Origin of the sequence: Nesterenkonia sandarakina (assembly GCF_013410215.1) — a bacterium.
In the GTDB taxonomy this organism is placed as follows: Bacteria; Actinomycetota; Actinomycetes; order Actinomycetales; family Micrococcaceae; genus Nesterenkonia; species Nesterenkonia sandarakina.
The window spans coordinates 477,221-500,734 of record NZ_JACCFQ010000001.1 but is presented as its reverse complement, the minus strand read 5'-3'; the positions used below and the strand labels follow the sequence as shown (position 1 = coordinate 500,734).

Annotated in this window: 20 protein-coding genes and 1 tRNA gene; 19 read left to right on the top strand and 2 right to left on the bottom strand. The window is 65.7% G+C overall.

What is annotated here, in order from left to right:
- The first annotated feature begins 52 nt into the window (after window positions 1-52).
- The 7 genes from HNR11_RS02320 to rplL all read left to right on the top strand — a co-directional run bounded on the left by HNR11_RS02320 (window position 53) and on the right by rplL (window position 4,241).
- Window positions 53-125, top strand: a tRNA-Trp gene (locus HNR11_RS02320).
- A 38-nt stretch (window positions 126-163) separates the two neighbouring features.
- Window positions 164-466, top strand: a complete 303-nt coding sequence (gene secE / locus HNR11_RS02315) for a preprotein translocase subunit SecE (protein WP_179440966.1) — start codon at window positions 164-166, stop codon at window positions 464-466.
- A gap of 105 nt (window positions 467-571) precedes the next feature.
- A complete protein-coding gene (nusG, locus tag HNR11_RS02310; RefSeq protein ID WP_179440965.1) occupies window positions 572-1,432 on the top strand; it encodes a transcription termination/antitermination protein NusG in 861 nt (286 codons plus the stop codon).
- Between the two features lie 232 nt (window positions 1,433-1,664).
- Entirely contained in the window at window positions 1,665-2,096 is a 432-nt protein-coding gene (gene rplK / locus HNR11_RS02305; protein ID WP_179440964.1) for a 50S ribosomal protein L11, read from the top strand.
- A 108-nt stretch (window positions 2,097-2,204) separates the two neighbouring features.
- Complete coding sequence (gene rplA / locus HNR11_RS02300; RefSeq protein WP_179440963.1) at window positions 2,205-2,909, top strand: 50S ribosomal protein L1; 705 nt, start codon at window positions 2,205-2,207, stop codon at window positions 2,907-2,909.
- Between the two features lie 372 nt (window positions 2,910-3,281).
- On the top strand, window positions 3,282-3,800 hold the full coding sequence (gene rplJ / locus HNR11_RS02295; RefSeq protein WP_179440962.1) for a 50S ribosomal protein L10: 519 nt from the start codon (window positions 3,282-3,284) through the stop codon (window positions 3,798-3,800).
- Between the two features lie 60 nt (window positions 3,801-3,860).
- The gene (gene rplL / locus HNR11_RS02290; RefSeq protein ID WP_058887542.1) at window positions 3,861-4,241 is read left to right on the top strand and encodes a 50S ribosomal protein L7/L12; all 381 of its coding nucleotides are present in this window, start codon (window positions 3,861-3,863) and stop codon (window positions 4,239-4,241) included.
- Between the two features lie 166 nt (window positions 4,242-4,407).
- On the opposite strand, the gene HNR11_RS02285 is transcribed toward rplL, so the two are convergent.
- On the bottom strand, window positions 4,408-4,875 hold the full coding sequence (locus HNR11_RS02285; protein ID WP_179440961.1) for a hypothetical protein: 468 nt from the start codon (window positions 4,873-4,875) through the stop codon (window positions 4,408-4,410).
- Window positions 4,875-6,284, bottom strand: a complete 1,410-nt coding sequence (locus HNR11_RS02280; RefSeq protein WP_179440959.1) for a PspC domain-containing protein — start codon at window positions 6,282-6,284, stop codon at window positions 4,875-4,877. The genes HNR11_RS02285 and HNR11_RS02280 overlap by 1 nt, the downstream gene beginning before the upstream one ends.
- Window positions 6,285-6,421: 137 nt before the next feature.
- Here HNR11_RS02280 and HNR11_RS02275 point away from each other — a divergent pair, with 137 nt between their 5' ends.
- From HNR11_RS02275 to rplW, 12 genes are all read left to right on the top strand, one after another.
- Window positions 6,422-7,843, top strand: a complete 1,422-nt coding sequence (locus HNR11_RS02275) for an ATP-binding protein (protein ID WP_179440957.1) — start codon at window positions 6,422-6,424, stop codon at window positions 7,841-7,843.
- Window positions 7,836-8,513, top strand: a complete 678-nt coding sequence (locus HNR11_RS02270; protein ID WP_058887538.1) for a LuxR C-terminal-related transcriptional regulator — start codon at window positions 7,836-7,838, stop codon at window positions 8,511-8,513. Before HNR11_RS02275 ends, HNR11_RS02270 begins: the two co-directional genes overlap by 8 nt.
- A gap of 303 nt (window positions 8,514-8,816) precedes the next feature.
- On the top strand, window positions 8,817-12,335 hold the full coding sequence (gene rpoB / locus HNR11_RS02265; protein ID WP_179440955.1) for a DNA-directed RNA polymerase subunit beta: 3,519 nt from the start codon (window positions 8,817-8,819) through the stop codon (window positions 12,333-12,335).
- A 62-nt stretch (window positions 12,336-12,397) separates the two neighbouring features.
- Entirely contained in the window at window positions 12,398-16,285 is a 3,888-nt protein-coding gene (locus HNR11_RS02260; protein WP_179440953.1) for a DNA-directed RNA polymerase subunit beta', read from the top strand.
- A gap of 323 nt (window positions 16,286-16,608) precedes the next feature.
- A complete protein-coding gene (rpsL, locus tag HNR11_RS02255) occupies window positions 16,609-16,983 on the top strand; it encodes a 30S ribosomal protein S12 (protein WP_036473238.1) in 375 nt (124 codons plus the stop codon).
- Window positions 16,983-17,453, top strand: a complete 471-nt coding sequence (rpsG, locus tag HNR11_RS02250; protein WP_058887535.1) for a 30S ribosomal protein S7 — start codon at window positions 16,983-16,985, stop codon at window positions 17,451-17,453. Before rpsL ends, rpsG begins: the two co-directional genes overlap by 1 nt.
- A gap of 18 nt (window positions 17,454-17,471) precedes the next feature.
- On the top strand, window positions 17,472-19,586 hold the full coding sequence (gene fusA, locus HNR11_RS02245) for an elongation factor G (RefSeq protein ID WP_179440951.1): 2,115 nt from the start codon (window positions 17,472-17,474) through the stop codon (window positions 19,584-19,586).
- 243 nt (window positions 19,587-19,829) lie between these two features.
- A complete protein-coding gene (gene tuf, locus HNR11_RS02240; RefSeq protein ID WP_179440949.1) occupies window positions 19,830-21,020 on the top strand; it encodes an elongation factor Tu in 1,191 nt (396 codons plus the stop codon).
- Window positions 21,021-21,579: 559 nt separating this feature from the next.
- Complete coding sequence (gene rpsJ, locus HNR11_RS02235) at window positions 21,580-21,888, top strand: 30S ribosomal protein S10 (RefSeq protein WP_022871716.1); 309 nt, start codon at window positions 21,580-21,582, stop codon at window positions 21,886-21,888.
- Between the two features lie 21 nt (window positions 21,889-21,909).
- Window positions 21,910-22,572 carry a 50S ribosomal protein L3 gene (gene rplC / locus HNR11_RS02230; RefSeq protein ID WP_058887532.1) on the top strand — a complete coding sequence of 221 codons (663 nt, stop codon included), beginning with the start codon at window positions 21,910-21,912 and terminating at the stop codon, window positions 22,570-22,572.
- Between the two features lie 5 nt (window positions 22,573-22,577).
- A complete protein-coding gene (rplD, locus tag HNR11_RS02225) occupies window positions 22,578-23,192 on the top strand; it encodes a 50S ribosomal protein L4 (RefSeq protein WP_179440947.1) in 615 nt (204 codons plus the stop codon).
- Window positions 23,189-23,497, top strand: a complete 309-nt coding sequence (gene rplW / locus HNR11_RS02220) for a 50S ribosomal protein L23 (RefSeq protein ID WP_058887531.1) — start codon at window positions 23,189-23,191, stop codon at window positions 23,495-23,497. Before rplD ends, rplW begins: the two co-directional genes overlap by 4 nt.
- Window positions 23,498-23,514 lie beyond the last annotated feature (17 nt).

Genomic DNA, 23,514 nt, shown 5'->3' with positions numbered 1-23,514 from the left:
CCGGACTTCCGGTCCTCGGTGCGGTAGCGTGACGGAAGCTGAAGAGTCCCCTAGGGCAGTGGCGCAATTGGTAGCGCAACGGTCTCCAAAACCGTAGGTTGCAGGTTCGAGTCCTGTCTGCCCTGCTAGGCATCCGCCTTAACCGTGAACAGATGGAGTCTTCGTGTCCCAGTCGCCTTCGACGCCAGATCAGGGCTCCACGCCCGCCGGTGGCGATGCGAAGGGCCCGTTCGGGAAGCTGTGGCTGTTCCTCCGCCAGGTCATCGACGAACTCCGCAAGGTGGTCGTCCCGACCCGTCGAGAGCTGACCAACTACACGCTGGTCGTGTTGGTCTTCGTGGTCATCGTGATCGGGATCGTCACCGGCTTCGACGCCGTCTTCAGCCGGGGCGCCGAGGCGCTCTTCGGCTCCACCGGAGGTGGCGTGGAGCAGCCCGCCGCGCCGCCGGCCGGAGTCGAGGACTGAGCAGGGCTCACCAGATGACCATGATGTGATGCCGCAGCCGGGGCATCCACCACGTGAACGAGAGCTCGCCGTGCGTCGGTGAGCACCACGGAAAGCAGGAGAACAGTGTCTGAACAGGATCTTTCGCAGCAGACCGAAGAGGTCGACGCCGCCCAGGATGCCGCCGCCGAAGCAGCCGCGGACACCGAGGACGCCTCAGCCGCTGTCGAGACGGCCGAGCAGACCGACGCCCCGAGCGAGGATGCGGCGCAGGACGCCGAGACCGGAGACGAGTCTGAGGCAGAGACTGACGCCGAGGCCACGTCTGAGGCTGACGCCGAGGTGCCCGAGGAGGAGAAGTCCTACGAGGAGCGCGCCGCCGCCCTGAAGTCCAAGCTGCGCCGCCAGCTCGGTGACTGGTACGTGGTGCACACCTACGCCGGCTACGAGAAGCGGGTGAAGTCCAACCTGGAGACCCGCATCCAGACCCAGGACATGGAAGACCACATCTTCGAGATCGAGGTCCCCATGGAAGAGGTCGTGGAGATCAAGGGCACCCAGCGCAAGGTCGTCAGCCGGGTGCGGATCCCCGGCTACGTGATCGTGCGCATGGAGCTCACCGACGCCTCCTGGGGCGTGGTGCGCCACACCCCAGGTGTCACCGGATTCGTCGGCAACGCCCACGACCCGCACCCGTTGAGCTCCGACGAGGTCTTCGACATGCTCTCGGATCACCTGCTGGGCAAGCCCGATGCACCCAAGCAGGGCGTCGGCGAGGACGGGACCCCCGCAGCGGCGGCCTCCGACATCAAGGTGGACTTCGAGATCGGGGAGTCGGTCACCGTCACCGACGGCCCGTTCGCCACCCTCCCGGCGTCGATCTCGGAGATCCATGCAGACTCGCGTCAGCTGGTGGTGCTCGTCTCGATCTTCGAGCGCGAGACCCCGGTGACGCTGAACTTCAACCAGGTCGAGAAGATCTACTGATGTTCCTCGCAGGTGCGCACCGACGATGTCGTCGGAGCGCACCGTGTGAGACCTAGAGACTTTCGGTGCCGCAGGTGGCTTTGGCCGGCGGCGCCGAACCGGTCATCACGCCATGATGGCCACCCCCCTGCGTCACGCTCCTGTGGCACAGGGACACCAGGTGAGGGTTCGACGCCGTGCCGCTTCTCGGCACGGAGGGCAGAACCCGCCACGCATGAAAAGGACGCTGAACATGGCCCCGAAGAAGAAAGTCTCCGGCCTGATCAAGCTGCAGATCAACGCAGGCGCCGCTAACCCGGCCCCGCCGATCGGTCCCGCACTCGGTCAGCACGGTGTCAACATCATGGAGTTCTGCAAGGCTTACAACGCCGCGACTGAGTCCCAGCGCGGCAATGTGATTCCTGTGGAGATCACGGTCTACGAGGACCGCTCCTTCACCTTCGTCACCAAGACCCCGCCGGCCGCCGAGCTGATCAAGAAGGCAGCAGGCGTGGCCAAGGGCTCAGGCGTGCCGCACACCGAGAAGGTCGGCAAGCTCAGCCAGTCACAGGTCGAAGAGATCGCTCAGACCAAGATGGAGGACCTCAACGCGAACGACCTCGCCTCGGCCTCCAAGATCGTCGCCGGAACTGCCCGCTCCATGGGCATCACGGTCGAAGGCTGAACCGGGCTCACGCCCATCATCAACTGACAAACAGTCCGGCCCAGAGTCGGACGGTGGGAAGGGTCGAGCGCGACCCGCGTACCACGACTGCTAAGGAGAACAACGCAGATGGCAAAGCGCAGCAAAGCTTATGAAGCAGCGGCACAGAAGGTCAACGAGGATGCCCTGTACTCCCCGGCCGAGGCGGTAGCCCTGGCCAAGGAGATCAACCCCTCCAAGACCGACAGCACCGTGGAGGTCGCGATGCGCCTCTCGGTGGATCCGCGCAAGGCGGACCAGATGGTCCGCGGCACGGTCATCCTGCCCCACGGCACCGGCAAGACCGCCCGCGTGGTCGTCTTCACCCAGGGTGACAACATCGCCAAGGCCGAAGAGGCCGGGGCCGACCACGTCGGCGGCGATGAGCTGATCGCCAAGGTCGCTGACGGCTGGACCGATTTCGACGCCGCCGTCGCCTCCCCGGACATGATGGGCAAGGTCGGTCGCCTGGGCAAGGTGCTCGGTCCCCGCAACCTGATGCCGAACCCGAAGACCGGCACCGTCACCCCGGACGTGGCCAAGGCGGTCAACGAGCTCAAGGGCGGCAAGATCACGTTCCGCGTGGACAAGCACGCCAACCTGCACTTCATCGTGGGCAAGACCAGCTTCGATGCCAAGGCGCTGGCGGAGAACTATGCCGCTGCCCTGGAGGAGATCCTTCGGCTGAAGCCCTCGGCGTCCAAGGGTCGCTACATCTCCAAGGCCACCGTGACCACGACCTTCGGCCCCGGCATCCCCGTGGACCCGAACGTCACCAAGGTGATCGCTGACTGATACCAGCTCCTGGTGCAGCAGCTCAGAAGGCCCTCGTCCTCGGACGGGGGCCTTCTGCTGTTCCTGCGTTGCGGGTGCCCGGATCCCCGTGTAGAGTAAGGGCTGACCAAAGACCGCCGGTCGTTGTTCTCGTGCGCAGATCATTGGCTGATCTGCGCGGTCAGCAGATACCAAGTCTGTGATGCGATGCAACGTAAAGACCCTAATCGGGCGACCTGCGCAGGACACGTTCAGCTCTTCTTGTATCACGCCGTCTGCGATCATTCGCGGTCAGCCTGCTCGCCGGAGATATGCCCCGTGCCTTGCGCAGCGGGGCATTTTTTATGCCCAGCCCGAAGCAGGTGACCGGCTTATATGATCGGAAGGAGTGCCATGGCGAATCCTGAGAAGGCTGCCGCCGTCGATGAGCTGAAGGAACTCTTCAACGCATCGACTGCCGCAGTGCTCACGGAATACCGCGGCCTCTCCGTGGGCCAGCTGCAGACACTGCGCCGGTCCGTGCGAGAGAACGCACACTACGCTGTGGTGAAGAACACGCTTACCGAGATTGCGGCACGGGAACTCGGCATCGACGCCTTCGAAGGCAAGATGTCCGGACCCTCCGCGATCGCCTTCGTCCACGGCGACGCCGTGGACGTGGCCAAGGCGCTGCGTGACTTCGCCAAGAGCAATCCTGCACTGATCGTCAAGGGCGGCTATATGGATGGCGCCGCCCTCGATGAGGCAGGTATGAAGAAGCTCGCGGATCTTGAATCCCGTGAAGTTCTGCTCAGCAAGATGGCTGGTGCCTTCATCGGCGTCCAGTCCAAGGCCGCTGCCGTCTTCCAGGCGCCGCTGTCCAAGACCGTTCGCACGGTCGAGGCGCTGCGCGAGAAGCAGGAAGCCGCCTGAGCTCGAGCTCAGCATTGATCCGCAAGCAACACCCCCTAAACATTGAGAAGGAGCGCCCCCATGGCGAAGATGAGCAACGAAGAACTGATCGAACAGTTCAAGGACATGTCCCTGATCGAGCTCTCCGAGTTCGTCAAGGTCTTCGAGGAGACCTTCGACGTCACCGCAGCTGCCCCCGTGGCAGCAGCAGCTGCTCCGGCAGCCGGCGCAGCTGAGGAAGCCGAAGAGCAGACCGAGTTCGACGTCGTCCTGGAGTCCGCAGGCGAGAAGAAGATCGGCGTCATCAAGGAGGTGCGCGGTCTGACCTCCCTGGGTCTGAAGGAAGCCAAGGACCTGGTCGACAGCGCACCCAAGGCCGTCCTGGAGGGTGTCGACAAGGCAACCGCCGACAAGGCCAAGGAGACACTGGAAGGCGCAGGCGCCACCGTCACCCTCAAGTGATCGGTGCGGCTTCAGCCGCTGCCAGGCAGTCTTGACTGCATAGAGAGATCCCCCGGAAGGCTTCCTCCCGGGGGATCTCTCTCTGTGTATCGGGATCTCTCTGCGTCTGAAGATCTCTCTGTCTCGGGGGGGGGGATCTGCGTCTGGGGGATCTCTGGCTGGCGGGTCAGAGTCGCGTGCCGGGCTTGGGCATCAGCCCGGTCACCACGAGCGCCAGTCCGGCCAGGGCGAACACCCCGAGCGCCACGATCAGCCAGTCGATGTAGATGCCGAGCACCATGCTCGCGAGCACCCAGAGCGCCAGCGCCATGGCGATGGCCGCGTAGATCACCCCGGCGATGCGCGGTCCGCCGCCGGATCGGGAACCCGCGCGGCCAGATCTCCCCGCCGGCGGGGACTGCGGCTCGGGCACCGCCACCGAGTGGCTCGACGCAGCGGCGGCTGCGCTCAGCGCCGCCTGCTGCTCGGCGCGCTCGAACCAGCGGGGGCCGCGCTCGGGCTCCTTCCAGGTGAAGTCGCGCTCGCTCTGGGCGCGCAGCGACTCCGCCAGCAGCTCGTCGACGTCGGCGGGCTCGGCCGGAAGCGGCCTGGTGGGGTGGGTGCCGGCCTCGGGTTCTGGGCGTTCCGGGTTCATCACAGCTCAGCTTCTTCCTGCTCATAGGTGGTGGAGTCATAGATCGTGGTGTTCCCGAAGGCGGAGTTCAGCTCCAGGTGGATCTCGTCCTGGGACTCCTCAGGGCCGATGACCACATCATCGCCGGAGATCCCGGAGCGCTCGAGGCGCTCATCCTGGGTGAGGATCTCCAGGTTGCTCAACGCCTGGCCGTTGCTGACGATCACCCGCGTCTCATCCGGGACGATCACGGTGGCATTGGAGAAGGCCTGGTTCACCTGGGCGTCCCAGACGCTCGGATCGGCCGGGCCGTCCTGCGCGGGAAGCTCGCGCAGGTCCACCGTGGTGTTGGAGAAGACGCTCTGCACCTGAGACTCCGAGGTGCTGTAGTCACCGAACACGTGGTTCGCGCCGCCGCCGAATCCGGAAGCCGACTGACCCGCGAAGAGCACGAGCATCACGGCGGTGCTCAGCCCGAGCAGCCCGGGGGTCCCGTGCCGGCCCTGAAGCGCCGCGGTGAAGTGTGTCAGCCCCAGGATCAGCACCAGCCCGGCGGTGGCCGCCAGGGCCACCGTGATGGTGGAGAGCCCGAGGGTCCCGCCCAGCCAGGCGAGGCCCACGATGACCGGCACCGCCAGCATCCCCAGCCCCCAGCTGAGCTGACGACGACGCCGTCGGGCGGCCCGTTCGCGGGGTGAGTCCTGCGGGCGGGACTCACGGCTCCTGGTGGACACCGAGCTCGCCGGGGTGACAGCGGGGGAGGGGTGACCACCGGCGGTGCCGGCGGCGGAGGCCTGCGCCGTCGAGCCTGGAGCCGGGCTGGGAGCCTGCGACTCCTCCTTGGGGTACCAGGCCGGTTTCCCGTCCGCGCGCGGCGGCTTCGAGCTCCCGGCCTCAGCTTTTCCCGGCGCGTCCTGCCCCGAGGTGCCGAAGCGGCCCGGTGTGGACCCTCCATCGGCACCGGCCGGCCCGGATCCCGGGGTCTGCGCGGCGCCGGAGTTGCGTCGGTGATTGCGGACCATCACGTAGACCAGCCAGGCCACGGCTGCCAGGATGACCAGGTTCAGCAGCACCGCGAGCGGACCCGCGACGCTGACCGGGGTGAAGATGTTCAGCGCACCGATCACCGCGAGCACCGCGCCGCCGATGAAGCCCGAGGTGTAGTCCCCGCGCACCGCCTCCTGGGCATGGATCCTGCCCGCCCGGTCCGGGACGAACATCCAGGCCAGCCCGTAGAGCAGAGCCGCGGGGGAGAAGAAGATGATGAACGCGACGACGCCGAGCCCGCGCACCAGGGCGGCGTCCCATCCCACCTTCAGTGAGATTCCTGCAAAGATCCCTCCGAGCCAGCCTTCCTCGGGACGGGTGAGTCCTGTGGTGCGCATCCAGTCGAAGAAGCGGCGGCCTGTCTCAGGCTTCTGATTGTCCATGCCTCCAGTCTCCGCCGGACCCGCCGGTCCCCGCCATGAGGGGGCACCCTGATTGAACCCTGAATCCTGGCTCCAGCGCCCCGGATATGGGGCTTGAGCCATCGAAGTGCGCCGGGTGGCGTGGCAGTATGGAAGATATGGACAGCGCCAGCCCGCCGCCCCCGGCGTCGAAGCGCGCAGGCCCGCAGCGGCTCCCTCTGCTGCGCGCCGCGCAGACCCCCCTGGCAGGGGTGTGCCTGGGCCTGTCCCGGCATCTGGGTGTCTCGGTGACCTCGGTGCGCACCGTGATGATCGGACTCAGCATCGCCGGCGGGATCGGTCTGCTGCTCTACTGCTGGCTCTGGATCTTCGTCCCCCGGGAGGACGAGCCGCGCCCCGATGCCGCGGCCCGAGGGCTCAGCGGACCGGCCGTCGAGGGTGACACCTCCCAGGGCGCAGCGAGCACCAGGTCCTGGGGCAGCGCCGCCAGCGGCATCGACCCTGGGGCGGAGCCTGTCCAGTACTGGAGTGCCCGGGGACGCGAACTCCTGCACTCGCTGACCAGCTCGCCGCAGGTGCTGCTGGGCGGAGCGCTGCTCGGCGGCGCCGGTCTGATCGCGCTGCAGCTGCTGGGTGCCCAGATCAACTGGTGGCTCATCGGGCCCCCGCTGATCCTCGGCGTCGGGGTGCTGCTCGCCTGGTCCCAGGTCGACGCCATCGGGCCGCGCACCGGGGATCAGGATCCCGATCTGCACGCGCCGACCGCGCGCTCCCGGCAGGCGATCCTCTGGCAGTTCTCCATCGGTGCGCTGTTAGTGATCCTCGCCCTGCTGCTGCTGGCCGGTGGCTTCCTGCCCGCCGCTGACCTGCTGCTGGGCCTGATGGTGGCCGCGATGCTGCTCGCCGGCGTCGCCCTGGTGACCGCTCCCTGGCTGATCCGGCTCTACCGCACCTCCAACAGCGAACGCGCCCGTGCCGCCGCCGAGGCCGAGCGCGCGGACATCGCCGCCCACCTGCACGATTCCGTGCTCCAGACGCTGGCCATGATCCAGAAGCACCGCCATGATCCTGCCGCTGTGGAGCGGCTGGCGAGACGGCAGGAGCGGCAGCTGCGCGGCTGGCTGTACTCCCGGGACAGCCCCGAGACCGGAACCCTGAAGGAGCAGCTGAGCAGCGTCGCCGCCGAGCTGGAGGAGCTGCACCACGACCCGGTGGAGCTGATCGCAGTCGGCGAGTCACGGCGCAGCGACCACCGGGTCCTGGTCGCGGCGGCACGGGAAGGCATCGTCAACGCGCTCAAGCACGCCGGACCGGCCTCGGTGTACCTGGAGTCCACTCCCGCCGAGGACGCGGTGTTCATCCGTGACCGCGGGGCCGGATTCGACCCTTCGGGGATCGAGTCCGACCGGCTGGGAGTGCGCGAATCGATCATCGGACGGATGCAGCGCGCCGGGGGTTCGGTACGGATCCGCTCGGGTGAGACCGGCACCGAGGTCCAGCTGCGGATGCCCGTGGCTGTGGCGGGCGGACCGGAGACGCCGGTGGAACCGACGGCCCAGCGAGAGGAGACCCATGGCTGAGCTGGCAGGCGCCACGGAGGCGCCCGCGCTGCGCCGGGTGGTGATCATCGATGACCACGGCATCTTCCGTGCCGGACTGAAGTCCGAGATGTCCGGACGGGTCCAGGTCGTCGGGGAGGGGCACGACGTCGACTCCGCGATCGCCGCCGTCCGCGCCGCGCTGCCAGAGGTGGTGCTCCTCGATGTCCACCTCCCGGGCGGGACCGGCGGGGGAGGGGCCGAGGTCGTGCGTGCCTGCCGGGATCTGCCCCAGGTGCGCTTCCTGGCGATCAGCGTCTCGGACCAGGCCGAGGACGTGGTCTCGGTGATCCGCGCCGGGGCGCGCGGCTATGTCACCAAGACCATCTCCACCACCGAGCTCGCCGCAGCGGTGGAGAGCGTGGCCACCGGAGATGCGGTCTTCTCTCCGCGGCTGGCGGGATTCGTGCTGGATGCCTTCGGCACCGCCGGCGTCGCCGATGTCCGCGACGAGGAGCTCGACCGGCTCTCCGCACGCGAGGTGGAGGTGATGCGGCTGATCGCCCGCGGCTACACATACCGGGAGATCGCGAGCGAGCTGTTCCTCTCGATCAAGACCGTGGAGACCCACGTCTCGAAGGTGCTGCGCAAGCTCCAGCTCTCCTCACGCCATGAGCTCACCCGCTGGGCGGAGCGGCGCAGGATCGTCTGATCCCTCACCGACCTGGGCGCGCCGTGGATGTGTCGCACCGCACGCCCGGCGGTGCAGGCTGGTACAGTTACTGCCCAGAAAGCCCGGAGGCCCATCTTCACTCTCCGCCGGCCTTCCCGTTCGGCGCCAGGCTCAGCCCTCGCGTCTTTCGCCCCAGCGGCTTTCTCTTGCCCTGGGCTGCCTTCATGGTCTACTCTGTACCTTTGCGCATCTTCTCTACATCAGTGCCTTCAAATAGCGGTGGGCAGTTGAATTTATGCGTGATTCCTACGGAAGCTACGAAGGTCTGTGGAAGGATCCAACTTGGTCGCCTCGAGCACCTCAACGACGCAAACCGCTGCCTCGGCCCGCACTGCTGAATACGCAGGCCGACTCTCATTCGCAAAGATTCACGAACCCCTCGATGTTCCGGAGCTGCTGGCTCTGCAGATCGACTCCTTCGACCGCCTGATCGGCAACGACAGCTGGGCTGCTCGGGTCGAGGAGGCCCGGCAGAAGGGCATCAAGGGCGTTTCCGAAACCTCCGGACTCTCCGACATCTTCGAAGAGATGTCACCGATCGAGGACTTCCAGGGCACCATGTCCCTGAGCTTCTCCGATCCCGAGTTCGCCGACCCCAAGATGCCGGTCGCCGAGTGCAAGGAGCGGGACACCACGTATTCCGCTCCGCTGTACGTCAAGGCCGAGTTCATGAACCACAACACCGGTGAGATCAAGCAGCAGACCGTGTTCATGGGCGATTTCCCGCTCATGACCGATCGCGGCACGTTCATCATCAACGGCACCGAGCGTGTCGTCGTCTCCCAGCTGGTCCGCTCCCCGGGAGCCTACTTCGAGCGCACCCCGGACAAGACCAGCGACAAGGACATCTACACGGCGAAGGTCATCCCCTCCCGCGGGGCCTGGTTCGAGCTCGAGATCGACAAGCGCGATCAGGTCGGCGTGCGTCTGGATCGTCGTCGCAAGCAGCCGGTGACCGCGCTGCTGAAGGCGCTGGGCTGGACCGAGTCCCGGATCCTGGAAGAGTTCGGCGAGTATGACTCGATCCGCGCCACCATGGAGAAGGACGCCTTCGAGACCCAGGCCGATGCGCTGATCGACATCTACCGCAAGCTGCGCCCGGGCGAGCCGCCGACCGTGGAGGCCGCCGAGTCGCTGCTGCGCGGGCTCTACTTCACGCCCAAGCGCTACGACCTCGCCAAGGTGGGCCGCTATAAGCTCAACCGCAAGCTCGGCGTGGACAAGGCCTTCACCGACGCCGACGCCTCGGTGCTCAGCGAGGCCGACATCGTCGCGATGATCCACTACCTCGCCGCGCTGCACGCCGGCAAGGAGACCATCAAGGGGATCCGCGACGCTGAAGAGATCGACGTCCACATCACCGTGGACGACATCGACCACTTCGGCAACCGACGCATCCGCGCGGTCGGGGAGCTCATCGAGAACCAGGTCCGCACCGGCCTGTCCCGCATGGAGCGTGTGGTCCGCGAGCGGATGACGACTCAGGACGTCGAGGCCATCACGCCGCAGACGCTGATCAACATCCGCCCCGTCGTCGCCTCCATCAAGGAGTTCTTCGGCACCTCGCAGCTCTCGCAGTTCATGGATCAGAACAACCCGCTGGCCGGACTGACGCATAAGCGTCGCCTCTCCGCGCTGGGCCCGGGCGGTCTCTCCCGTGACCGCGCCGGCATGGAGGTCCGTGACGTCCACCCCTCGCACTACGGCCGCATGTGCCCCATCGAGACCCCGGAAGGCCCGAACATCGGCCTGATCGGCTCGCTGGCCACCTACGGACGGATCAACGCGTTCGGCTTCATCGAGACCCCGTACCGCAAGGTCGTGGGCGGTGTGGTCACCGACCAGATCGAGTACCTCACCGCCGATGACGAGCTGATCTCCCAGATCGCTCAGGCCAACGCGCCGCTGAACGAGGACGGGACCTTCACCGAGGCCACCGTGCTCTGCCGTGGTCGTGCCGATGGCACCGGTGAGCAGGGCGAGCCCGTGCTGACCGTTCCCGAAGAGATCGACTACATGGACGTCTCGCCGCGCCAGATGGTGTCTGTGGCCACCGCCCTGATCCCGTTCCTGGAGCACGACGACGCCAACCGTGCACTCATGGGCGCGAACATGCAGCGTCAGGCTGTGCCGCTGCTGGAGTCGGAGTCCCCGCTGGTGGGCACCGGCATGGAGAAGTTCGCCGCCATCGACGCCGGAGACTCGGTCACCGCCGAGAAGCCCGGCGTGGTCACCCGTGTGGCCGCCGACATGGTCACCGTGCTCAACGACGACGGCACTCAGATCCATTACCCGATCATGAAGTTCCAGCGCTCGAACCAGGGCAACGCCTACAACCAGCGGGTGCGGGTCTCCGAGGGAGATCGCCTGGAGCGCCAGTCGATCATCGCCGACGGACCCTCTACCGAGGCCGGCGAGCTCGCCCTGGGCAAGAACCTGCTGGTGGCGTTCATGTCCTGGGAGGGTCACAACTTCGAGGACGCGATCATCCTCTCGCAGCGGATGATCCAGGACGATGTGCTCACCTCGATCCACATCGAGGAGCACGAGGTCGACGCTCGCGACACCAAGCTCGGTGCCGAGGAGGTCACTCGTGACATCCCCAACGTCTCCGAGGAGATGCTCGCCCAGCTCGACGAGCGCGGCATCATCCACATCGGCGCCGAGGTCTCGGCAGGCGACATCCTGGTCGGTCGCGTCACGCCCAAGGGCGAGACCGAGCTGACCCCTGAGGAGCGGCTGCTGCGCGCGATCTTCGGGGAGAAGTCCCGCGAAGTCCGCGACACCTCGCTGAAGGTGCCCCACGGCGAGTCCGGCACCGTGATCGGTGTCCGGATCTTCGACGCGGAGGACGGCGACGATCTGCCCCCGGGCGTGAACCAGCTGGTGCGCGTCTACGTGGCGCAGAAGCGCAAGATCACCGACGGCGACAAGCTCGCCGGGCGCCACGGCAACAAGGGCGTCATCTCCAGGATCCTTCCTGTGGAGGACATGCCCTTCCTGCCCGACGGCACCCCGGTGGACATCGTGCTGAACCCGCTGGGCGTGCCGGGCCGTATGAACATCGGTCAGGTCATGGAGGTCCACCTCGGATGGGCCGCCAAGCAGGGCTGGAAGATCGAGGGCGAGCCCGAGTGGATCCAGAAGCTGCCGAACCTGCCCCGTGAGACCGGACCCACCAAGGTCTCCACCCCGGTGTTCGACGGCGCCGAGCCGGCCGAGCTCACCGGAATCCTGGAGTCTGTGAACCCGTCACGCGACGGCGAGCAGCTGGTGGGCGCCAACGGCAAGGCGCAGCTCTTCGACGGCCGCTCCGGCGAGCCGTTCCCCGAGGGTGTGGCAGTGGGCTACATGTACATCCTGAAGCTGCACCACCTGGTCGACGACAAGATCCACGCCCGCTCCACCGGACCGTACTCGATGATCACCCAGCAGCCGCTGGGCGGCAAGGCGCAGTTCGGCGGTCAGCGCTTCGGTGAGATGGAGGTCTGGGCCCTGGAGGCCTACGGCTCCGCCTACACGCTGCAGGAGCTGCTGACGATCAAGTCCGATGACATCCACGGTCGTGTGAAGGTCTACGAGGCCATCGTGAAGGGCGAGAACATCCCGGAGCCCGGCGTTCCGGAATCGTTCAAGGTGCTCATCAAGGAGATGCAGTCGCTCTGCCTCAACGTGGAGGTCCTCTCCGCAGACGGCAGCAAGGTCGAGATGCGTGACTCGGAGGAAACCGGGTTCAGCGCTGCGGAGGAGCTTGGCATCGACCTCTCCCGCGCAGAGCCCAGCTCGGTCGAAGAGGTCTGAGGACCTCACCGATGCACCTTCACTCCGTCACGAATCTTTAGAGAAAAGAGAGATACCGGACTATGTCCCAAGAATCCTCATTCGGCACAATGCGTATCGGGCTTGCCACCGGTGACGAAATCCGTGGTTGGTCCTATGGTGAGGTCAAGAAGCCTGAGACCATCAACTACCGCACCCTGAAGCCCGAGAAGGACGGACTCTTCTGCGAGAAGATCTTCGGACCCTCCCGGGATTGGGAGTGCTACTGCGGGAAGTACAAGCGCGTGCGCTTCAAGGGCATCATCTGTGAGCGCTGCGGCGTCGAGGTGACCCGGGCCAAGGTGCGTCGCGAGCGGATGGGCCACATCCAGCTCGCCGCGCCGGTGACCCACATCTGGTACTTCAAGGGCGTTCCCTCGCGCTTGGGCTACCTGCTCGACCTGGCGCCGAAGGACCTCGAGAAGGTCATCTACTTCGCCGCCTACATGATCACCGAGGTCGACACCGACCGTCGCCATGACGACCTGCCGAACCTGCAGGCCGAGATCGACCAGGAGCTCAAGCACCTGGCAGATCAGCGCGACGCCGACATCGCCGCGATCTCCAAGGACCTCGAGGGTGACCTCGAGCGACTGGAGGGCGAGGGCGCCAAGGCTGCCGAGAAGAAGAAGGCACGTGACACCTCTGATAAGCAGATGTCACAGGTGCGCAAGCGCGCCGACGCCGAGATCGAGCAGCTCGAGCGGGTCTGGGATCGCTTCAAGAACCTCAAGGTCTCCGACCTCGAGGGCGATGAGGCGCTCTTCCGCGAGATGCGCACCCGGTACGGCCAGTACTTCGAAGGCGCCATGGGGGCCGAGGCGATCCAGCGTCGCCTGGCCAGCTACGACATGGAGGCCGAGGCAGAGCGACTGCGCGAGATCATCGCCACCGGCAAGGGCCAGCGCAAGACGCGTGCTCTGAAGCGGCTGAAGGTGCTCAACGCGTTCCTCTCCACCGGCACCTCTCCGCGCGGCATGGTCCTGGAGGCCGTCCCGGTGATCCCACCGGAGATCCGGCCCATGGTCCAGCTCGACGGCGGTCGCTTCGCGACCTCGGATCTGAACGATCTCTACCGTCGCGTGATCAACCGCAACAACCGTCTGAAGCGTCTGCTGGATCTCGGTGCGCCCGAGATCATCGTGAACAACGAGAAGCGGATGCTCCAGGAGTCCGTGGACTCGCTCTTCGACAACGGTCGTCGCGGTCGTCCGGTCACCGGACCGGGCAACCGTCCGCTGAAGTCGCTCTCTGACATGCTCAAGGGCAAGCAGGGACGCTTCCGGCAGAACCTGCTGGGCAAGCGCGTGGACTACTCGGGCCGTTCGGTCATCGTGGTGGGCCCGCAGCTGCAGCTGCACCAGTGTGGTCTGCCCAAGCAGATGGCGCTGGAGCTGTTCAAGCCCTTCGTGATGAAGCGCCTGGTGGATCTGAACCACGCGCAGAACATCAAGTCGGCCAAGCGCATGGTGGAGCGGCAGCGTCCCCAGGTGTGGGATGTTCTCGAAGAGATCATCACCGAGCACCCGGTGCTGCTCAACCGCGCACCCACCCTGCACCGTCTGGGCATCCAGGCCTTCGAGCCGCAGCTGGTGGAGGGCAAGGCGCTGCAGCTGCACCCGCTGGTCTGCTCGGCGTTCAACGCCGACTTCGACGGCGACCAGATGGCAGTCCACCTCCCGCTCTCACCCGAGGCCCAGGCCGAGGCGCGCATCCTGATGCTCTCCTCGAACAACATCCTGAAGCCCTCGGACGGACGCCCGGTGGCGCTGCCCTCGCAGGACATGATCATCGGTCTGCATCACCTGACCACTCAGCGCGAGGACGAGACCGGCGCAGGCCGTGCCTTCTCCTCCATCGGTGAGGCTCAGATGGCCTTTGACCTGCGGGAGCTGCACATCAACGCGCCCGTGAAGATCACCGTGGAGGGCTATACCCCTTCGGCGGCGGTCCCGGCCCCTGAGGGCTGGGAGCCGGGCACTCCGGCCACGCTGACCACCACGATGGGCAAGGTGCTCTTCAACCAGCTGCTGCCGGAGGGCTACCCCTGGCAGGACTCGGTGGCGGACAAGGGCCAGCTCTCGACCCTGATCAACGATCTGGCCGAGCGCTACCCGAACATCGTCACCGCGCGCACCCTGGACAACCTCAAGGACGCCGGCTTCTACTGGTCCACCCGTTCGGGTGTCACCGTCGCGATCTCCGACGTGACCTCGAACATGGACAAGAAGAAGATCATGGACGTCTACGAGGACCAGGCCGCGAAGGTCCAGTCCCAGTACGACATGGGTCTGATCGGCGACGACGAGCGCCACTCCGAGCTGGTCGAGATCTGGACCAAGGCCACCGACGAGGTGGCCGCAGCGATGCAGGCCGGCATGGATGAGCACAACAACATCAACCGGATGGTCACCTCCGGTGCCCGAGGCAACTGGCTTCAGGTCCGGCAGATCGCGGGCATCCGTGGTCTGGTGACCAACCCGAAGGGTGAGATCATCCCGCGTCCGATCAAGTCCTCCTACCGGGAGGGCCTCTCGGTCCTGGAGTACTTCATCGCCACCCACGGCGCCCGCAAGGGCCTGGCGGACACGGCGTTGAAGACGGCGAACTCGGGTTACCTGACCCGTCGTCTGGTCGATGTCTCGCAGGACGTCATCGTGCGTGAAGCGGACTGCGGGACCTCCCGCGGGCTGACCGTCACCATCGCGGTGGCCGATGACTCCGGTGAGCTGAAGCTGCATGAAGAGGTCGAGAACTCCGCCTATGCGCGGACGCTCGCCGTCGACGTCAGCGACGCCAAGGGCAACCTGCTCGCAGAGGCAGGCTCCGACGTCGGGGACGTGCTGATCGATGAGCTCTTCGCCGCCGGGATCAGCGAGATCAAGATCCGCTCGGTGCTCACCTGTGAGTCCGCCGTGGGTACCTGTACTCGCTGCTACGGACGCTCGCTGGCCACCGGGCAGACCGTGGACATCGGTGAGGCGGTGGGCATCATCGCCGCACAGTCCATCGGTGAGCCGGGCACCCAGCTGACCATGCGTACCTTCCACACCGGCGGCATCGCCTCCGCGGACGACATCACCCAGGGTCTGCCCCGTATCCAGGAGCTCTTCGAGGCCCGCACCCCCAAGGGTGTGGCGCCGATCGCGGAGGTCGCTGGTCGGGTGCACCTGGACGATTCCGAGAAGCAGCTCCGCCTGGTGCTGACTCCGGATGACGGGTCCGAGGAGCACGCCTACCCGATCCTGCGTCGTGCGCGTCTGCTGGTCTCTGACGGTGAAGCCGTCGAGGTCGGTCAGCAGCTGGTCGCAGGTGCCGTGGATCCCAAGCAGGTGCTTCGTGTGCTCGGCCCCCGCGCCGCGCAGAAGTTCCTGGTCTCCGAGGTCCAGGACGTCTACCAGTCCCAGGGCGTGGGCATCCACGACAAGCACGTGGAGGTCATCGTCCGGCAGATGCTGCGCCGGATCACCGTCATCGACTCCGGTGGCACCGATCTGCTCCCGGGCGAGCTTGCCGACCGGTTCCGCTTCACCGCGGCCAACCGCAAGGCAGTCGCCGAGGGTGCGCAGCCGGCCTCGGGGCGCGACGAGCTGATGGGCATCACCAAGGCCTCGCTGGCCACGGATTCCTGGCTCTCGGCGGCCTCCTTCCAGGAGACCACCCGGGTGCTCACCCAGGCGGCGATGGAAGGCAAGTCCGACCCGCTGCTGGGCCTGAAGGAGAACGTGATCATCGGCAAGCTGATCCCGGCCGGCACCGGTCTGGACCGGTACACCCAGTCCACGGTGGAGCCGACCGAGGAGGCCAAGGCCAGCCTGTTCACCGGCCCGAGCCTCTACGGCTCGAGCTTCGACTACGCAGGAGCCGAGGGCGACGGCGAGTTCCATGCCATCCCGCTCGACGACTACAACACCGATGTCGACTTCCGCTGAGCGCAGCTGACATCTGAGGTCGCACGGATCCGCAGGTCGGGGTCCGGCGGCTGAGGTTCACGAAGAGGTCCGGGGGAGCGATGCTCGCCCGGACCTCTTCGGCGTCCCGGGGTGCGTTCGCGCTCCGCGGGTGCACCTGGTAGTGTTAACCTGATTGTTTCTGATGTGGCAGAGGGACTCGGTCCGGGTTGCGGGGAAGGTGCGCAACACATGCCACATTTTTGCACGCCTGGGGACCAGAGCCCGCGGACAGTGTATAGAACTCTCGACCGCGGGCAGACCTCAGGCTCTGCTTCCCTCACTACACGTACGGAGAACGCATAGTGCCTACTATCCAGCAGCTTGTGCGCAAGGGGCGTCATCCCAAGCGCACCAAGAACAACACCCCTGCCCTGCAGGGCAGCCCGATGCGTCGTGGCGTGTGCACCCGTGTGTACACCACGACCCCGAAGAAGCCGAACTCCGCACTGCGCAAGGTCGCCCGTGTGCGCCTGGGCGGCGGCGTCGAAGTCACCGCCTACATCCCGGGCGAGGGTCACAACCTGCAGGAGCACTCCATCGTGCTCGTGCGCGGCGGTCGTGTGAAGGACCTTCCCGGCGTCCGCTACAAGATCGTCCGCGGCGCCCTCGACACCCAGGGTGTCAAGGGTCGCGGTCAGGCTCGCTCCCGCTACGGCGCGAAGAAGGAGAAGAAGTAATGCCTCGTAAGGGACCCGCACCCAAGCGCCCTCTCGTCCAGGATCCGGTCCACGGATCCCCGCTGGTCACCCAGCTGATCAACAAGGTCCTGGTCGACGGCAAGAAGTCCACCGCAGAGCGCATCGTCTACGGCGCGCTCGATGGTGTCGCAAAGAAGTCCGGTGAGGACTCCGTGACCATCCTGAAGAAGGCCATGGACAACGTCCGCCCGGCCCTGGAGGTCCGCTCCCGCCGCGTCGGCGGTGCGACCTACCAGGTCCCGGTCGAGGTCAAGCCCGGTCGCTCGACCGCGCTGGCCCTGCGCTGGCTCGTCGGCTACTCCAAGGATCGCCGCGAGAAGTCGATGACGGATCGCCTGATGAACGAGATCCTGGATGCCTCCAACGGCCTCGGTGCTGCTGTGAAGCGCCGCGAGGACACTCACAAGATGGCTGAGTCCAACAAGGCCTTCGCCCACTACCGCTGGTAATAGAAAAGGGGAATCACCGTGGCACAAGACGTGCTCACTGACCTCAAGAAGGTCCGCAACATCGGCATCATGGCCCACATCGATGCCGGTAAGACCACCGCAACCGAACGCATCCTGTTCTACACCGGTATGAACCACAAGATCGGTGAAACCCACGACGGTGCGTCCACGACGGACTGGATGGAGCAGGAGAAAGAGCGCGGCATCACGATCACCTCCGCCGCGGTGACCTGCTTCTGGGGCGACAACCAGATCAACATCATCGACACTCCCGGCCACGTCGACTTCACCGTCGAGGTGGAGCGTGCGCTGCGCGTCCTCGACGGCGCCGTCGCAGTCTTCGACGGCAAGGAGGGCGTGGAGCCGCAGTCCGAGACTGTCTGGCGCCAGGCCGACAAGTACAACGTCCCGCGCATCTGCTTCGTCAACAAGATGGACAAGCTCGGCGCTGACTTCTACTACACCGTGGACACCATCAAGTCCCGCCTCGGTGCCACCCCGCTGGTGATGCAGCTGCCGATCGGCTCCGAGAGCGAGTTCGTCGGTGTTGTGGACCTGCTCCAGATGAAGGCGCTGGTCTGGCCAGGCGACGCCAAGGGCGATGTGACCATGGGTGCTCAGTACGAGACCCGTGAGATCCCCGAGGAGATGCAGGAGCAGGCCGAGGAGTACCGCAACACGCTCATCGAGCAGGTCGCGGAAGCCGACGACGTGCTGATGAACAAGTACCTCGAGGGCGAAGAGATCTCCAACGACGAGCTCAAGGAAGGTGTGCGCAAGCTCACCGTCGCCTCCGCCGCCTACCCGGTCTTCTGTGGCTCCGCGTTCAAGAACCGCGGCGTCCAGCCGATGCTCGACGCGGTCATCGATTACCTGCCCACCCCGGCAGACGTCGAGGCCATGGAAGGTCACAAGCCGAACAAGGAAGACGAGATCCTGACTCGTCGCCCGAGCAAGGACGAGCCGTTCTCCGCTCTGGCGTTCAAGATCGCCTCCCACCCGTTCTTCGGGCAGCTCACCTTCATCCGCGTCTACTCCGGCAAGCTCGCCGCGGGTGCGCAGATCGTGAACTCCACGAAGGGCAAGAAGGAGCGCATCGGCAAGCTCTTCCAGATGCACGCCAACAAGGAGAACCCGGTCGACGAGATCCAGGCCGGGCACATCTACGCGGTCATCGGACTCAAGGACACCACCACCGGTGACACCCTGTGCGACCCGAACGACCAGATCGTGCTCGAGTCGATGACCTTCCCGGAGCCCGTGATCTCCGTGGCCATCGAGCCGAAGTCCAAGAGCGACCAGGAGAAGCTCTCCACGGCGATCCAGAAGCTGGCCGCCGAGGACCCGACCTTCACCGTCACCCAGAACGACGAGACCGGCCAGACCGAGATCGGCGGCATGGGTGAGCTGCACCTGGACATCCTGGTGGACCGCATGCGGCGTGAGTTCAACGTCGAGGCCAACGTGGGCAAGCCCCAGGTGGCCTACCGCGAGACCATCAAGAAGCGTGTGGAGAAGGTCGACTACACGCACAAGAAGCAGACCGGTGGTTCGGGTCAGTTCGCCAAGGTGCTGATGAACTTCGAGCCCCTGGACACCTCCGACGGCGAGATGTACGAATTCGCCAACCTGGTGACCGGTGGCCGCATCCCCCGCGAGTACATCCCCTCGGTGGATGCAGGCATCCAGGACGCCATGGGGCTCGGCGTGCTCGCCGGCTACCCGATGGTCGGTGTCAAGGCCGAACTGGTCGACGGCGCCTACCATGACGTGGACTCCTCGGAGATGGCGTTCAAGCTCGCAGGCTCCCAGGTGTTCAAGGAGGGCGCACGCCGCGCCAGCCCGGTGCTGCTCGAGCCGATGATGTCGGTCGAGGTCCGTACTCCCGAGGAGTACATGGGCGAGGTCATCGGCGACCTGAACTCCCGCCGCGGACAGATCCAGTCCATGGATGACGCGGCGGGCGTGAAGGTCATCAAGGCACTCGTGCCGCTCTCGGAGATGTTCGGCTACATCGGTGAGCTGCGCTCGCGCACTCAGGGCCGCGCAGTCTTCACCATGTCCTTCCACTCCTACGCGGAGGTTCCGAAGGCCGTGGCAGAAGAGATCATCGAGAAGAACCGCGGCGCCTGATCCCGCTTCGGCTCCCCGGGTTCGTCGCCGCCGCGCGGCGGACCCGGGGCCGGCCGGACCCAGGCGGGCCCAGCGCCGCGAGGATGCGAGGTCTCCAGTGACCTCCGCCGCTCCTCACCCAGCACCATTGCAGAGAATTTCACCAAATACCTAGCGATTAGTAGACTTGCATGAGTTTCAGCCTCGTTGACAGTGCGGCTGGAGTAAGTCTTCTTACCTGAACAAGTTCTATAGGAGGAACCTGTGGCCAAGGCAAAGTTCGAGCGTAACAAGCCGCACCTTAACATCGGCACCATCGGTCACGTCGACCATGGCAAGACCACCCTGACCGCCGCGATCTCCAAGGTCCTGGCGGACAAGTTCCCGGACCTCAACCAGGGCCGTGACTTCGCCTCGATCGACAACGCTCCCGAGGAGCGCGAGCGCGGCATCACGATCAACGTCTCCCACGTGGAGTACCAGACCGACAAGCGCCACTATGCACACGTGGACGCCCCCGGTCACGCTGACTACGTGAAGAACATGATCACCGGTGCCGCCCAGATGGACGGCGCGATCCTGGTCGTCGCCGCCACCGACGGCCCGATGGCACAGACCCGCGAGCACGTCCTGCTGGCACGCCAGGTCGGCGTCCCCTCGCTGCTGGTCGCACTGAACAAGTCCGACATGGTCGAGGACGAAGAGCTCCTGGACCTGGTCGAGATGGAGGTGCGCGAGCTCCTCGACTCCCAGGGCTACGACGGCGACAACGCACCGGTCATCCGCACCTCGGGCCTCAAGGCTCTCGAGGGCGACGCCGAGTGGGTCAAGACCGTCGAGGACCTGATGGAGGCTGTGGACAGCTTCATCCCCGAGCCGGAGCGCGATAAGGACAAGCCGTTCCTGATGCCCATCGAGGACGTCTTCACGATCACCGGTCGCGGCACCGTGGTCACCGGTCGCGCCGAGCGCGGCACGCTGAAGATCAACTCCGAGGTCGAGATCCTCGGCATCCGTGCCAAGCAGAAGACCACGGTGACCGGCATCGAGATGTTCCACAAGCAGCTCGACGAGGCATGGGCCGGCGAGAACTGTGGCCTGCTGCTGCGCGGTCTCAAGCGCGATGACGTCGAGCGCGGCCAGGTTGTGGCAGCTCCCGGCTCCATCACCCCGCACACCCAGTTCGAGGCCAACGTCTACATCCTCTCCAAGGATGAGGGCGGTCGCCACAACCCCTTCTACACCAACTACCGTCCGCAGTTCTACTTCCGGACCACCGACGTCACCGGCGTCATCTCGCTGCCCGAGGGCACCGAGATGGTCATGCCCGGAGACAACACCGAGATGACCGTGGAGCTCATCCAGGAGATCGCGATGGAAGACGGCCTCGGCTTCGCCATCCGCGAGGGTGGACGCACCGTTGGTTCGGGTCGAGTTGTGAAGATCCTGAAGTAATCACCAACCTCAGAGCAGCGCCGCAGGGCTGAGAAGCCCCGCAGCGCAGTGCGATGAACAGAAGACCCCGGTGGCTGAGGCCACCGGGGTCTTCTGTTTGTCATGGTCGGGGATCTGTGTGAGAATAGACAGGTTGCTCACGGGCGCTATGCCCCGGTGTGCCCTCGGGTCCACCGTGTGGAGCGAATACCGAAACTTACCATCCGACACCTCGCGATGTGTTTCGCTGTGCGCAGGAATCCTGCTCATATAAGCGACACGCCCGACCGCGGGGGTCGGTAGCCCGTCAGCCCGAGGAACCCGTCGACTCCTGTGTCATGCAGGATTCGCAGGCACGGATTCGGACTGAGCGGGTCGTGCAGCTGCTGCCTCATCGTCAGGCTCGGGAGATCGAGCAGATCGTGTCGCGGCTGCGCAGCCCATAACTGCAGAAGGTCAGTACCGCCTGCGCCCCACCAGGGGCCAGCGCTGAATGCCTCTCTGGGAGCCCCATGGCTCCGTCCCGGTCTTGGGCTGCGACGTAAGACGAATGTCAGAACACCAGAAAGAGGCTCAACGCATGGCGGGACAGAAAATCCGCATCCGGCTGAAGTCGTATGACCACGAAGTCATCGACACCTCGGCCCGGAAGATCGTCGACACGGTCACACGTGCTGGTGCAACGGTTGTCGGCCCAGTGCCGCTGCCCACCGAGAAGAACGTGTACGCCGTGATCCGTTCTCCCCATAAGTACAAGGACTCTCGCGAGCACTTCGAGATGCGCACCCACAAGCGCCTGATCGACATCGTGGATCCGACGCCCAAGGCCGTCGATTCCCTGATGCGACTCGACCTGCCTGCAGACGTCAATATCGAGATCAAGCTCTAGCAGGGAGGTGCTGAGAACACTATGACCAATATTTCCCGCGTTGAACTGAACGTCAAGGGACTGCTGGGCACGAAGCTCGGCATGACCCAGGTCTGGGACGAGAACAACGTTCTCATCCCAGTCACTGTTGTCCAGGCCGACTCCAACGTCGTGACCCAGGTCCGCACCACCGACAGCGACGGCTACAACTCCGTCCAGATCGGTTTCGGACGCATCGATCCCCGCAAGGTGACCAAGCCGCTGGCAGGTCACTTCGAGAAGGCAGGCGTGACCCCGCGCCGCCACGTGGTGGAGATCCGCACCGGTGACTCCGGGTCCTACGAACTCGGACAGGACCTCACCGTCGAGTCTTTCGAGACCGGCCAGAAGGTCGATGTCATCGGCAAGACCAAGGGCAAGGGCTTTGCCGGTGTCATGAAGCGTCACGGCTTCGGCGGCGTGGGTGCCTCGCACGGTGCCCACAAGAACCACCGCAAGCCAGGCTCCATCGGCGGCGCATCCACCCCGGGTCGCGTCTTCAAGGGTCTGCGCATGGCAGGTCGGATGGGCGGCGTCCGCCAGACCACCCATAACCTGACCGTCCACGCCGTGGACCCCGAGAAGAACCTGCTGCTGATCAAGGGCGCCCTTCCGGGTGCTCGCGGCCAGGTCGTCCTGGTCCGCACCGCAGTGAAGGGAGCATGATCCACATGGCTAACAAGGTTTCCGTCGACTTCCCCGCCGAGGTATTCGACGCCAAGACCAATGTCGCGCTGATCCACCAGGTGGTCGTCGCGCAGCGCGCTGCGGCACGCCAGGGCACCCACAAGACCAAGACTCGTTCAGAGGTCTCCGGCACCGGCGCCAAGCCGTTCCGGCAGAAGGGCACCGGCCGTGCCCGTCAGGGTTCCATGCGCGGTCCGCACATGATCGGCGGTGGCATCGTCCACGGCCCGACTCCGCGTGACTACTCCCAGCGCACGCCCAAGAAGATGAAGGCCGCCGCCCTGCGCGGAGCCCTCTCGGACCGGGCACGCAACGACCGCATCGTCGTCGTGGACTCCCTGGTCACCGGCCAGGCCTCGACCAAGGCGGCCAAGGCTGCGCTGGCCGGTCTCGGCGGCGCGAACCGCAACTGGCTGGTCGTGATCGACCGCAGCGACGACGTCGCCGCGCTCTCGACTCGCAACCTGCCGCACGTCCACACCCTGTACGCCGATCAGCTGAACACCTACGATGTCATCGTCTCCGATGACATCGTGTTCACGCAGGCCGGCTATGACGCCTTCCTGGCCCAGGGCACTGCGAAGGAGGAGACCAAGTGAGCGTCCTGACTAGCAAGGACCCGCGCGACGTCGTCATCGCACCCGTCGTCTCGGAGAAGTCCTACAGCCTGATCGATGAGGGCAAGTTCACCTTCCTGGTGGACCCCCGGGCCACGAAGTCCGAGATCAAGTACGCCGTGGAGAAGATCTTCTCCGTGCGTGTGAACTCGGTCAACACCATCAACCGGGCTGGCAAGCGCAAGCGCACCAAGTTCGGATGGGGCTCGCGCACCGGCACCAAGCGGGCGATCATCACCCTCAAAGAGGGCTACAACATTGACATCTTCGGAGGATCCGCAGCCTGAACGGCTGATCGGAACCA